General features: G+C 53.0%; 16 protein-coding genes. 14 read left to right on the plus strand and 2 right to left on the minus strand.

Translation table 11 applies throughout. The features are described 5' to 3' along the window. Positions 1-54: 54 nt before the first annotated feature. From KNP82_RS00795 to KNP82_RS00810, 4 genes are all read left to right on the plus strand, one after another. The gene (locus KNP82_RS00795) at positions 55-738 is read left to right on the plus strand and encodes an ABC transporter ATP-binding protein (RefSeq protein ID WP_021066503.1); all 684 of its coding nucleotides are present in this window, start codon (positions 55-57) and stop codon (positions 736-738) included. Next, a complete protein-coding gene (locus KNP82_RS00800) occupies positions 735-3,305 on the plus strand; it encodes an ABC transporter permease (RefSeq protein ID WP_214826671.1) in 2,571 nt (856 codons plus the stop codon). The genes KNP82_RS00795 and KNP82_RS00800 overlap by 4 nt, the downstream gene beginning before the upstream one ends. Before the next feature lie 74 nt (positions 3,306-3,379). Beyond that, positions 3,380-3,889, plus strand: a complete 510-nt coding sequence (locus KNP82_RS00805) for a HEAT repeat domain-containing protein (RefSeq protein WP_214826674.1) — start codon at positions 3,380-3,382, stop codon at positions 3,887-3,889. 57 nt (positions 3,890-3,946) lie between these two features. Next, positions 3,947-4,525, plus strand: a complete 579-nt coding sequence (locus KNP82_RS00810; protein ID WP_214826677.1) for an RNA polymerase sigma factor — start codon at positions 3,947-3,949, stop codon at positions 4,523-4,525. Here the strand turns inward: KNP82_RS00810 and KNP82_RS00815 are convergent. After that, entirely contained in the window at positions 4,458-5,591 is a 1,134-nt protein-coding gene (locus KNP82_RS00815; protein ID WP_214826680.1) for an RNA-guided endonuclease TnpB family protein, read from the minus strand. The two genes, KNP82_RS00810 and KNP82_RS00815, sit on opposite strands and share 68 nt — an antisense overlap. Positions 5,592-5,776: 185 nt before the next feature. Between KNP82_RS00815 and KNP82_RS00820 the strand changes: the two genes are divergently transcribed. The 3 genes from KNP82_RS00820 to KNP82_RS00830 are packed head-to-tail and all read left to right on the plus strand — an operon-like array spanning position 5,777 to position 6,861. After that, positions 5,777-5,914: a hypothetical protein gene (locus tag KNP82_RS00820; RefSeq protein ID WP_214756287.1), complete on the plus strand. Its 138-nt coding sequence runs from the start codon at positions 5,777-5,779 to the stop codon at positions 5,912-5,914. Continuing rightward, on the plus strand, positions 5,911-6,654 hold the full coding sequence (locus tag KNP82_RS00825) for a hypothetical protein (protein ID WP_214826683.1): 744 nt from the start codon (positions 5,911-5,913) through the stop codon (positions 6,652-6,654). The genes KNP82_RS00820 and KNP82_RS00825 overlap by 4 nt, the downstream gene beginning before the upstream one ends. Before the next feature lie 33 nt (positions 6,655-6,687). Further along, positions 6,688-6,861: a hypothetical protein gene (locus KNP82_RS00830; protein WP_214826686.1), complete on the plus strand. Its 174-nt coding sequence runs from the start codon at positions 6,688-6,690 to the stop codon at positions 6,859-6,861. A gap of 60 nt (positions 6,862-6,921) precedes the next feature. Here KNP82_RS00830 and KNP82_RS00835 read toward each other — a convergent pair whose 3' ends face one another. Beyond that, complete coding sequence (locus KNP82_RS00835) at positions 6,922-7,524, minus strand: excalibur calcium-binding domain-containing protein (protein ID WP_214826688.1); 603 nt, start codon at positions 7,522-7,524, stop codon at positions 6,922-6,924. Between the two features lie 214 nt (positions 7,525-7,738). Here KNP82_RS00835 and KNP82_RS00840 point away from each other — a divergent pair, with 214 nt between their 5' ends. The 7 genes from KNP82_RS00840 (at position 7,739) to KNP82_RS00870 (ending at position 12,784) form a co-directional block, all read left to right on the plus strand. Next, positions 7,739-8,389, plus strand: coding sequence for an SIMPL domain-containing protein (locus tag KNP82_RS00840; protein WP_214826690.1), 651 nt, complete (start codon positions 7,739-7,741; stop codon positions 8,387-8,389). Beyond that, a complete protein-coding gene (locus tag KNP82_RS00845) occupies positions 8,386-8,814 on the plus strand; it encodes a hypothetical protein (protein WP_131471938.1) in 429 nt (142 codons plus the stop codon). The genes KNP82_RS00840 and KNP82_RS00845 overlap by 4 nt, the downstream gene beginning before the upstream one ends. A gap of 83 nt (positions 8,815-8,897) precedes the next feature. Next, on the plus strand, positions 8,898-9,368 hold the full coding sequence (locus KNP82_RS00850) for a flavodoxin family protein (RefSeq protein ID WP_251128594.1): 471 nt from the start codon (positions 8,898-8,900) through the stop codon (positions 9,366-9,368). A 110-nt stretch (positions 9,369-9,478) separates the two neighbouring features. Then, on the plus strand, positions 9,479-9,880 hold the full coding sequence (locus KNP82_RS00855) for a hypothetical protein (protein WP_214826701.1): 402 nt from the start codon (positions 9,479-9,481) through the stop codon (positions 9,878-9,880). 88 nt (positions 9,881-9,968) lie between these two features. Then, positions 9,969-11,081 carry a M14 family metallopeptidase gene (locus KNP82_RS00860; protein ID WP_214826703.1) on the plus strand — a complete coding sequence of 371 codons (1,113 nt, stop codon included), beginning with the start codon at positions 9,969-9,971 and terminating at the stop codon, positions 11,079-11,081. An 86-nt stretch (positions 11,082-11,167) separates the two neighbouring features. Then, positions 11,168-11,968, plus strand: coding sequence for an alpha/beta fold hydrolase (locus KNP82_RS00865; protein WP_214756295.1), 801 nt, complete (start codon positions 11,168-11,170; stop codon positions 11,966-11,968). Between the two features lie 387 nt (positions 11,969-12,355). Further along, entirely contained in the window at positions 12,356-12,784 is a 429-nt protein-coding gene (locus KNP82_RS00870) for a CBS domain-containing protein (protein WP_128123335.1), read from the plus strand. The last annotated feature ends 60 nt before the right edge of the window (positions 12,785-12,844 follow it).

The raw sequence follows: 12,844 nt of genomic DNA on the forward strand, positions 1-12,844 counted from the left end.
GTGTCACACTCGCTCGGTACACTCAAAGTAGATTAAGTACTGGAGGGTGCAACCATGAACATATTAGAAGTGCAACACTTATCGAAAGTATACGGAAAAGACGAGATGGAAGTGCGGGCGCTCGATGACGTGTCGTTCACGGTCAAAAAAGGCGAGTTCGTCTGTATCGTCGGACCGTCGGGCTCGGGGAAGTCGACGTTGTTACATTTGCTCGGCGGTGTCGACGTGCCGACGAGTGGACAGGTGTTGATCGACAATACGGATATTTACAAGTTAGACGAGACACAGCTCGCCATCTTCCGTCGTCGTCAAATCGGTTTGATTTATCAGTTTTACAACTTAATCCCGATTTTGACGGTCGAGGAGAACATCACACTGCCGATGTTGTTGGACGAGCAAAAAGTCGACGCCGCCCATTTGGAGCGCATCATCGGCATCCTTGGTCTGTCGAACCGATTGACTCATCTGCCAAACCAATTGTCTGGCGGGCAGCAACAACGCGTTTCCATCGGTCGGGCGCTCATCAGCAACCCGGCCATTATCTTGGCCGATGAGCCAACGGGGAACTTGGACAGTCAAAACAGTGAAGAGATCATGAGCCTCTTGAAACTGTTCAACAAAAAGTTCAATCAGACGCTCATCATCATCACGCATGACGAACGAATCGCCTTGCAGGCGGACCGGATTATCTCGATCGAGGATGGGAAGATTGCGAAGAACGAGGTCGTCCGCTCATGAACATCATCAATAAAATGACGCTTCGGCACTTGCGTGAAAACAAGCGGCGCTCGCTCGTCACCATCATCGGGGTCATCATCTCGGTGGCGATGATTACGGCTGTGACGACACTCGGTTCGTCGTTCCTGGACTTGATGATTCGTCAAGACATCGCGGACAACGGGGAGTGGCACGTCCAATATGTCAACACGAACGAAGACCAGGTCGAGGCGATTCGGAATGACGCGGCCACGAAGGATGTCATCCTATCGAGTGACGGCTATGCAGAATTAAAGGATTCACAGAATGCCTATAAACCGTACTTATACGTCCGGAACTATAACACGTCAGGGCTCAAGAACTTTCCCGTCGACTTGACGGAGGGACGCTTGCCAAACAAAGAAGGCGAAGTCGTTATTTCTGAGGCCATCCGTCAAAATGCGCAAGTCACGTACAATATCGGGGATGAATTGACGATTGAGATCGGTGAGCGCATGGACGAATCATCAGGTCGCGTATTAACCCAAAACGATGGCTTGATCCGTGACGGGGAGACGATGCTTGAACAGTTGAAAATCAAGGATACGGTGACGTTGACCGTCGTCGGCACGATGACGCGCCCAGCCTGGGAGCCTACTTGGTCGCCTGGCTATACGGTCGTCGGATACATTGACGACAAAGCGTTGAACGGTGCGATCGTCGATACGTTCGTCGCCTTGAACGACGTGAACGGCTCGATTTATGAAGATACGAAACAACTGATGCGCGAACAGAAAATTGAAGGAATTGCCTATAACGCGTCGTTGCTTCGCTATTATGGGGTGACCGATGATGACGGCTTGCGCAAGACGCTGTACGGGTTCGGTGGCATCATCATGGCGGTCATCGTCATCGGCTCGATTTCGCTCATCTATAATGCCTTTGCCATCAGCGTATCTGAGCGCTCACGCTACCTCGGGATGCTCGCGAGTGTCGGGGCGACGAAACGGCAAAAACGAAACTCGGTCTTTTTTGAAGGACTGATCATCGGAGGGATTAGCATCCCAATCGGTATCATTGCCGGGGTGGCCGGAATCGGGGTCACGTTCCTGTTCATCAATGCCTTTGCGGAGAAGGCGCTCAACGTGACGGAGAAGTTTGAGGTCGTCGTCACACCGCTCACACTCTTGTTGACGGTCCTCATTTCGAGCGTAACAATCTTCATTTCCTGCTACCTGCCGGCCCGCCGCGCATCTAAGATTTCGGCGATTGATGCGATTCGTCAAACCCAGGACGTGCGACTGACGTCGAAGAACGTGAAGACCTCGAAACTCGTGCGACGGTTCTTCGGATTGGAAGCGGAGATTGGGCTGAAAAACACAAAACGCAACCGGAAACGGTATTTGGCGACGGTGTTCTCGCTCGTCATCAGTATCGTGCTGTTTTTAGTCGTCAGTTACTTCACGGATCGACTCGAACAGTCACTCGAGATGTCACAAGGCACGTACGAGTTCGACATTCTCGTGAACGGGTCGAATCTCAGTAAAGATGACTTACGTCGCTATGAGACGTTGGATCATGTGACGAGCGGGACGTACTTCGAGAATACGACCGTCCAGACGGTGGTTGACGAAGCGCGGTTACCGAGCGCGGTCACCGAGAATGAAGACTTGGTGTCCACGTTCGTCGATGGGAAATTTGTGTACTACGTTTCTCTTTATCAATTAGATGATGAAAGTTTCGATGCGTACTTGAAGCAGATCGGGGCATCCGCCAGCAATTTTGAAGACGGGGAGATGCCGGGTGCCGTCTTGATTGATGAAGTATCGTATCAAGACGTCGACAAGAAGAAATTTGTGAACTCGAAGACGATTGAGACCGAAATCGGCGATACGCTTGAACTCCGGGACGAGAACGCAACGGACGAGACGGCACCGCTCAAAACGATCAAAATCGGCGCCATGACCGACGTCCCCCCGACCGGTGTGATGACGAGCTCACTTGGATGGCTTGATGTGATCGTTCGGGAAGGGACGTTTGAAGAGGATGCGATTGGTCAATTGATGAAACAATCAAGTCCATCAATCGCCTTGAACACGAGTAATCCTGAGGCGACGCAACAAGTGATTGAGGCGGAACAAAATATGGACCAATACATCTTCAACGTGTCGGAGCAGCGTGAACAACAAGAGCAGGTGTTGTTGCTGTTATCGATTTTTGTCTATGGGTTTATCGTCTTGATCTCGCTCATCTCGGTGGCGAATATCTTCAACACAATCTCGACGAGCGTCTCGCTCCGTCGTCGCGAGTTTGCTATGCTGCGGTCGGTCGGGATGACACCGAAAGGGTTCAACAAGATGGTGTATTATGAAAGCATTTTCTATGGCATGAAAGCATTGGCGTATGGGGTGCCGGTCAGTGTTCTGATCATGTACCTGATTTACCGGGCGCAGATCAACACGTTCGAAGCACCGTTCACGTTGCCGTGGGGCGATATCTTGTTCGTCACGGTCATAATTTTCCTGATCGTTGGTTCTTCGATGGTATACGCGATTTCGAAAGTGAAGTCGGATAATATCATCGACCGTTTGAAGCAAGAGAATAACTAATATGCATGGAAAGGGATTCAGTGTCTACTGAGTCCCTTTTTTTGTAAACTAAGAATGAGAAAAGAGGTGGGAGAATGGACATCCGAGAAGTATTGAGTGGCGGAGATTTGCGCTCGGTCGGCCACGTCGATGAGGTCGTCGCCTACGTCGGGAACGACCCGGACCGATTCAACGAATTGATAACCGGCTTGACCGATGACCGTCCCGTCGTTCGGATGCGGAGCGCAGACGCGATGGAGAAAGTGACACGCCGTCATCCAAAGTTGCTTCAAGCGCATCAAGCGTCCTTGTTCCAACAGTTACATCGTGCCACTCAACAAGAAGTGAGGTGGCACTTGGCGCAACTCATGCCACGGCTGATGTGGACGGAAGACGAGGCGGCCGATGTCGTTCATATGCTCACCGATTGGATTGCTACGGAGACTAGCGCCATCGTCATCGTCAACTCCTTGCAGGCGATCTTCGACTTGAGCGCCGTGCATCCCCGGTTCCGTGACGAACTGAAAGCCTTGCTCGAGTCACAATTTGAGACGGGCAGTCCGGCTGTGAAGAGCCGCTCCAAAAAACTTTTACAGAAGTTGTGACCGATGAACTACATTTCCGGTCTATAAAGATGTAAGTACATCGAGAGGGGGGTTCGATTGGACGATCAAGCAATCATCGATTTGTATTGGGGGCGTTGGGAGTGGGCGATTGAGGCGACGGCACAAAAGTACGGGGGCTGCTGTCATACGATTGCCTATAACATTTTGCATAGCCGAGAGGACGCGGACGAGTGCGTCAATGACACGTACATGAAAGCGTGGCAAGCGATTCCGCCGACACGTCCAGCGCGGCTCGCTGGCTATTTGGCGAAGCTGGTCCGGAACGTCTCGTTAAATATGTATGAGAAGGCGAACGCCAAGAAGCGAGGAGCCGGAAAAGTCCCGCTCATCGTCAGTGAGCTCGAGCACTGTCTCGCCTCCTCTGTCGTGACCGACTCGGAAATCGTCGAGTTGCTGAACGAATTTTTGGCCCGGTTGTCGCAAGAGGCCCGACAAATCTTTATGGGGCGTTACTTTCACTTTCAGTCGAGTGAACTACTCACCACTTATTTGCTTCGCGACCTGAAGTGGGAGCTTCTTGGGAAGACCGTGCTTCGACCAGCCACGGTTATGGGCCAAGCTCGTCGGGCAGTCCCTGCCCTGAGGTGTTTCGGTCGGCGAGGCGCAACAGGTTGAGGCTCGCGTTGACGTCGCGGTCGTGGTGTGCGCCGCACGCGGCACACGTCCACTCGCGGATGTCCAGCCCCTTCTTGCCGCCGTTCTCGCCACAGCTCGAACAGACCTGGGTCGAGGCGAACCACGGGTCGGCCTTGATCAGCGTTCGTCCGTGGGACCTACATTTATATTCGAGCTGCCGGACGAACTCGCCCCATCCGGCGTCCCCGATCGATTTCGCCAGGCGGCGGTCTTGCATCATCTCCCTCGTTCGGAGCGTCTCGACCACGACGACTTGGTTCTCGTCGACGATGTGTCGCGACAGCTTGTGGAGGAAGTCATGTCGGCGGTTCTTGACCTGCTCATGCTTCTTCGCGAGGAGGAGCCGGGTCTTCTCGCGGTTCCGGCTGCCGGGCTTCTTGCGGGAGAGCGCTCGCTGCGCTTGTTTCAACCGTCCCTCTGCCTTTCGCAGATTGCGCGGGTTCGGAATCTTCTCTGTGACGAACGCGTCGTTCGTCATGACGGCGAAATAGCCGAGACCGAGGTCGATTCCGACCTTGTGCTCGGCCGGGACCCACGGCTCGTCGTCCTGCTCGACGAGGAGCGACACGAAGAACGTGCCCGACCGTGTCATCGACACGGTCGCGGAGCGGATCTCGCCGTCGAAACTGCGGTGCTGTGTGAACCGAATGAACCCGACCTTCGGGAGCCGTACGCGGTCTTCCTCGATACGGATCGTGCCGTGCTGGTTGTTCGTCGTGTAAGAGGCGCGCGCCTTCCGTCTCGACTTGAACACCGGGAAGCCGGCCGTCCCGGCGAAGAATTTTGCGAACGCTGTGTCGAGGTGCAGCTTCGCGTTCGCGAGCGCGAGGCTGTCCGCCTCACAGAGGAACGGGAACAGCGGCTTGTAGGAGGCCGGTGTCGGCGGCTTTCGCTTCGGCCCGCCGCTCACCTTCGCCTCCTCGTGGATGGCGATGCGGTCCTCGAGCAGCTTGTTGTAGATGAAGCGGGCGCAGCCGATCGTCCGGATCAGGAACTCGGCCTGTGCCGCCGTCGGGTGGAGCCGGTATTTATATCCTTTCAGCATGTCCGTCCCTCCTCCGCCGGTCTCAGGATCATCCTCGTCCCATTCCGATACCCGCGGAGGGGGCGAGGAAATCTGACGGAATCACGAACTTTTGTTCGTCGTTCCGTCACAGCGGTGACCGAGGGCGTCGGGGACGGGCGATTCATCTCACACCTACACTGGGCCATGCCCCGAGACGCTTGGAGGTGGGAGAATTCTCGCCTAAATCAGTTAAAGATATCGCGAAGATGCGCCACGTGAGCGAGAGCAAGGTGAAAATGGTGCTGCTTCGGACTCGGAACGACTTGAAGCAAGTGCTCGAAGCGGAAGGGGTGGCGCTATGAGCGGAGATCGGCTCACACGTTTGATGGGGGACGTCGATGACCGTTTCGTCGAGGAATCGATGGAAGTCGAGGATAAGAAAAGAAGACATTGGCGTTGGATTGGCGGGCTCATCGCAGCCGCGGCTGTCACACTCTTCGCCGTGACATGGGACGGCTTCAAAGAATTGATTCCGCTGTCGGACAGCTCGAGCAATATGTCGGTCGCTTATATCGATGAAGGGGACATCGATGTCGGGATGTCATCAGCAAACCTTGCCGAGATGAGTGAGGACGAGCTGTTCTCGAAATGGGAACCTGCGGTGGTACGGGGCGTCGTGAAACAGATTGACCACATCGAGCTCGACTTCAACGGACATGCGGAATATCAGTCGATTGTGACGATTGGCGTGACAGACGTCTATCGGGGAGACATCGAGCAGGGGAGCACGATTCAAGTTCTCACGGTTGCCGGTGCCGGTTCTGAAGTGCTTCAGTCGGATGCGGACGTCATCTCTGAACTTCGCCTCGGCATGGAAGGGATTTTTATGCCGAGACGGCATGATGCTTCCCACGTCTGGTCACAAAACGGGGCCTCGCTTCAAGTAATGGACGTGAGTGATTACGGATTTCCGGACGGTGAGCGGTACATGTTCTTGAACACGGACGAAGGACTCGTCTTCAGTCGAGATGCCTATCCGTCGCTACGTGGCGCTAAAACACTTGATGATATAGAGGCGTTCATGACGGAACGGTTTCGTTAACGGGAAGGGGATATGGAAGAGAGGAGGGCTACGATGACAGAGCAGAATTGGCGAGCGTCAGGGGTAGGACTCGGACTGGTGTTCGGAGCCGGGATTGGCATCATCAGTTCGCTCCTACTTGGATTTGAATTAGTGTATGGGATTGCGGCAGGTGCAGCATTCGGCTATCTCATCGGACTCGTGGTGTCATTGACAGCTCGGGCGTGAGAAGTGAGAAGCGTAAAAAAAACAACCTCGCCGATGATGTGAGGTTGATTCTGGCATCCATTATTCACAAGCCCAGCCGTCTTTATCACGGTCCATGCTTGGCTGATAAGCCGCATGATCTGAACTGACCCCACCTGGATAAGTGCCACGGAGGTCCGTACAGTTTTGGAACTTCTGACTTGTCGGCGCAGCAGCGGCCGAGTAAGACGAACTTTCATTTGCGGCTGCAGCTTTCAAAGCGCTTGCCTCTTGTTCGGCTTGTGCAATGAGATCGGCAGCTTCTTCTTTCGCTTCATTGAGTTGAGATTGAGCGACGCTAGCCGCTTCATCCTCGGCTTTGGAAACAATCGTGTCGGCTTTAGACTCTGCCTCTTTTACAAGTTGTAAAGCTTGTTTCTCGGCTTCGGCAATTTGAAGCTTGGCTTTTTCGTCAGCTTCTACACGAAGTACTTCGACTTCGTCCATCGAATCGTCTAATTCTTGTTGGGCGGCCTCGACTTTAGTTTGGAGAGCGACGTATTTAGCTTGTTCTGCCGAAAGATCCTGCTCATACACTTGTCGGCTCACTTTCGTCGCTTGCGTGTACGCCGAACCAACTAAAATCAAGATGGCGCAAGTAATCAAGACGCGTGTAGATTCGTTAAATTTTTGATGACGCCACATCAGGAATAATCCTAAAGGGAAAAGTAAAATGAGTGCAATGATAATGACGTCAGTTCGTTCGAATAATTTTTTGTTCAATGAATAAATCCTCCTCGTATCTAGATGCAAAACAACCTTACTAATATACCGTCATTTAACAATAAAGGGGAATGGAATAATTAATTTCCAGATAAAGAAGGTACATGTTTTTTTAAACTCAAAAGGAGGAAATCATATGGATCGCACCATCACTGTGAAAGGCACAGGAAAAGTATCGGCTAAGCCCGATTTGATTGTCGTGAGAATGGATTTGACGTCACGAGCTGTCCGTTATGAGGAGACGATGAACGGGGCGGCGATGGCCGTCACGCGTCTACAAAAGGCAGTCGAGCAGGCCGGATTCGAGAAGGCAGCGCTCAAGACGACCGACTTCTCGATCGACACAGACTATGAGAGTTATCGTGATAAGCAAGGCAACTATAAATCCCGTTTCCGGGGTTACGTTTGTCAGCAGAAGACGAAACTCGAGTTTCCGCTCGATACGAAACAATTGTCAGCGGTCATCGAACATGTCAGCAACTCGCTAGCCGAGCCGAAGCTGTCCATCTCGTTCACGATCAAAGACGCGGATTCGATTCAAGACGAATTGCTCGCGAGCGCGGCGGCGAACGCGCGTCATCGGGCCGAACTGTTGGCGAAAGGGGCCGGGGCGACGCTCGGTGACTTGCTTCAAATCGACTACACATGGGGCGAGCTTCATCTTTATTCGCCGACTCGTCTCACGCTCCATGACGAGGTTCTCTTCTCGGAGGCGGCGATGCCGGAACTTGAGCCGGATGAGATTGATCTGAGTGACTCGGCGACGTTCGTGTGGGCGATTCGATGAGACGCGTCATCGGATTAGTATTGCTCCTTCTGTCTGTCTCTTTGTCGGCTCAAGCTTTGTCGTGGGCGTATGCGTTCGTCGTGTTGGACGGACGGGTGTATGAAGTGATGGATGTCGCCGTATTGGAGGCTGACTTGGGAGAAGTCGTCGGCGAGGTCAAGACGATGGCCGACGATATGGATGGCAGCTATTATGGGGACGCCTCGAACATGTATCCGGTTGGGACAACATATCGGAAAGTGAACGGGGAAGCGATGGAGGACGTCCTTGCGGTCGAGGGTGGGTCTGGGTGGAAGCGGGCCGAGTATCGGCATGACGCCCCGTTCAGCATGCGTGACCATCTGGATAAGGTTGCGTATGCGGTGTTTGGAATTGGTGCTGTCCTTTTTGTGTCTACACGAGTGAAGAAAAGACATAAAAATTAACTGAATCCATGATGAGGCCTCGTTCATTAAGGGAAGAGTCATATATAGATACGTAGAGCTTTCGCACAATGGAGGGAGATTGTATGAAAATTCTCATCATCTTTGACTCGATGTACGGGTGTACCGAAAAAGTCGCATATGCCATCAAGGACGGGTTCGGCGACTTACACCGCGTCGACATCATGCAGATCAGCCACGTCGGATACGGCGACCTCTCCAACCTTGATTTGTTCATCGTTGGTTCGCCGACGCATGGCGGGCGCGAGACTGAGAACGTGAAAACCTTTTTAGACGGCCTTTCGGATCATGCGCTCCGAGGCATCCGTGCTGCGGCGTTTGATACGAGCATGGCTGAAGAAGATCAAGGCTTTTTCGTCGGAAAAATCGTCAAATGGTTCGGCCATGCCTCGACCCGGATTGAACGATTGCTGTTGGACAAGGGAGCGGAACCGGTGTTGAAAGAGTCGTTCATCGTTCTCGACAAGGAAGGGCCGCTCAAAGACGGAGAACTCGAGCGGGCGACCGAATGGGCTCGTCACTTGATGGACAAATAATCGGGCGTGTTCCTTACGGGACGCGTCTTTTTTTATGCGGATGTGACCGAAGCATCGGTAAAACGGGAAAATATAAAGGTAGCTCTGTTGCGTGGAACGGAGGGAGAACGATGAAAAAATGGGAACGTGACGTCCTCATCGGTTGGATTGTCGTCTTGTTGGTGCTCGTCGCGCATTATGTCATCACGGTGTCGCTCGGCAACACGTATTTTGCCGAATCGACGCTCAATCGGATGCTTTGGTTCAGTAGTTTCCCGGCCTTTTTAATCGCTTTTCTCGCAGCCCTCTTCCAAAAAACAAACACGCTCACGCTGGCTGTCCGCCGTGGAGTCATCTGGACAGCCGAACTCATCGTTGGCTTCTCGCTCATGGCCTGGTTTTTCCGGGCGTTCGAGACGCTGTTCGTGAGTCCGGGTGCGTACTGGTTGTTTGGTGCCGTGCTGTTCGCCCCGCTCGTCTATTTGTTTGAGTTCCGCCGTCAAAACCGGGGTACGAAGGCCGGGGCCCATTAGGTGTCAGAAGATGTCTCCGGAAGGAGGCGTTTTTAGTCGGGTCAGGAATGGGAATGGGATACAGAAGATTAGAATGGAGGGAGTCACTATGAGTCAGTATTTTTCATCATCATACGAGGAGTCACGCGAGAAGTTTCTCGCCCTGCTCGACCGCGTCAAACCTTATTATCCGACCGCACGCGTGATGTCCCACTCGATTGGGGAAGACACAATCGATGTCATCATCGGTGAACCGGCGGGGTCACGCGAGGCGGTGCTCTTCATGACGATTGGCGAACACGGCATCGAAGGATATGCCGGAGCCGCTGTGACACACCAGTTCGTCGAGACGCAACTTCAACACGTCCGGCACGAATCGACCGGCATCTGTCTCATTCATGCCGTCAATCCGTGGGGGATGAAACACTTCCGCCGCGTCAATGAACATAACGTCGACTTGAATCGAAACTATGTCATCGACCGAGAGTCGCTCCCGCGTAACGTCAATAAAGAATATGAAATCATGCGTCACTTGTTCGTCCCAGACGGCGTCATCGATGACTATCACGAGGCGCGTGAACATATCTACTCGTTCCTCGGTTCTGGCATTAAACTCGACGGGTTCGCTGCGATGACCGAAGCGAAAGGGATGGGCCAATACCAGTTCCCGAAAGGTGTGTACTACGGCGGTGAGTCGGATGAGCCGTCCGCCATCTTCTTGAAAGAAGTGCAACACGATTTGCTTGATCGCTACGACCGCGTCGTCCATATGGACTGGCACACGGCGCTCGGCCCGACGAACGAGGTGACGATGGTCATCAGTGAACGGGACGGGCGTGACGTGGATGAACTGAAGCGGACGTACGGATTGAAAAATATCCAGACGTATGACCCGACCGACGTGCTCGGGGACTCGACGAACCATTTCTATTATGTGCGAGACACGCATCATCCCGATAAGAAACTCGTCTCGGCGTTGTTCGAGTTCGGGACGTTCGGGACGTCGACGAAAGCAACGATTCGCGAGTTTTTGACGATCATCCTCGAGAACCGGCTTTACTTTGAAGGGACGAAAGACCCGGAAGCCCGGAACGGCATTCGCAAAGAATTCATGGCCATGTTCTATCCGGAAGACGAGTCGTGGCGGACGTCTGTATTACGTGAAGGAGCGGGAGCAATCGAGCACGTCTTGAAAGCTGAATCGCTCTGGCGTGACAGTTGACAGGTTTCCACTTTGGTCAAACGGGAAAAGTTGGGTTGTGGGCAAATACGCACGCCGCTCAACAATCCAACTGGGGGTTTTGACCAATGGGGAACTATATTACGGCACATGATGGAACGAATATTTTTGTAGAGGACGTCGGGACAGGCGACGCCGTCGTCTTCCTGCACGGCTGGCCGGCGAACAACAACATGTTCGAGTATCAAAAGAATGCGCTGCTTGACGCAGGCTATCGCTACGTCGGGATCGACTATCGCGGCTACGGTAAGTCGGATGCACCGGCGACAGGTTATGACTATGCGACGATGGCGTCTGACGTGCACATGGTCGTCAACGGTCTCGGTGTCAAAGACTTCACGCTCGTTGGCTTTTCGATGGGCGGGGCCATCGCCATCCGTTACGCGGTTGATTTCCCGGATGACGGTTTGAAGAAGCTTGTCCTCTCCGGCGCCGCAGCGCCGGTGTTCACGCAACGTCCGGACTATCCGTACGGGATGACGCAAGCCGAGGTCGATGCGTTGATTGAGGACACAAAGAAAGACCGGCCGAAGATGCTCGAAGGCTTCGGTGAGATTTTCTTCGAGAAAGAACATTCGAAACCGACGCAAAACTGGTTCCATCATCTGTCGCTCGTCGCCTCGAGTCACGGGACAATCGCTTCGGCGAAAGCACTCCGCGACGAAGATTTGCGTGAAGATTTGTCAAAAGTGAACGTCGAGACGCTCATCATCCATGGGGTGCACGACAAAATTTGCCCGTTCGAGTTTGCGCTCGAGATGGAAAAAGGCATCCCGAACTCGCGCATCGAACGGTTCGAGGAGAGCGGTCACGGTACCGTCCTCGACGAGATGGACAAATTCAACAAGACGTTGCTCGAATTTATTTGAGTGAGACAAGCCTAGGACGTTCCTAGGCTTTTTTGATGGCCATCTGTAGCATGTTTGTTACGGTTTTTAAGGCTAGAATGACCTTCACTCGGGTATAGCAACAGTGAAGCCGTTTCGGGTGATTCCGTTTAGATTGGTCAACGATATAGGTGAGACAAGATGTTTGATTCACGGTCAAGATTGGCTTTGGAGAAGCTGTTCGGGGCCGTGCCTGTTTGTGTGCTGTCACACAATGCGAATAGCTTGTCTGGAAACGCTTCATCAGAAAAATGAAATGAACCTCCTTTTGACAGAACAGATGCAGATTAGATGGTCAATTTGTGCTGACTAGACCCTAATACATGGTACAATGAAGAGGTGGATTTTTAGATTGAGGAGAGATTGTACATGAATATCGCTTTCTTTTTATATCCGAAAGAAGACGTCAAATATCTAGACCCGGAATCGACGGTGCGTCAAGCGCTCGAGAAGATGAAGCATCATCGCTTCACCTCGGTGCCGCTCGTATCCGAGAACGGCTTTTACGCCGGGACGATGACAGAAGGGGATTTACTCTGGGCACTCGCCGAACAGCTTCGCGGGGAAGAAGACTACGAAAAAGTGCTCCGGACACGGTTGAAAGACATCAAGCAACGCGTACGGTATAAGCCGGTCGCCATCACGGCGCAAATCGAGGAGCTCGTCGATGCGATCACCGACCAAAACTTCGTGCCGGTCGTCGATGACGGCAAGTATTTCATCGGCATCATCCGGCGCCGCGACATCATCGAGTACTACTCGACGAAGTTGAAACAGCTCGAGAATAAAGTGAACTGAGCGAACGGACCAACCTGTGTGAAAGCGGGTTGGTTTTTGTATGTGCGAATACTAGTAACG

This window comes from Exiguobacterium sp. s26 (genome assembly GCF_018618235.1).
Lineage (GTDB): Bacteria > Bacillota > Bacilli > Exiguobacteriales > Exiguobacteriaceae > Exiguobacterium > Exiguobacterium chiriqhucha.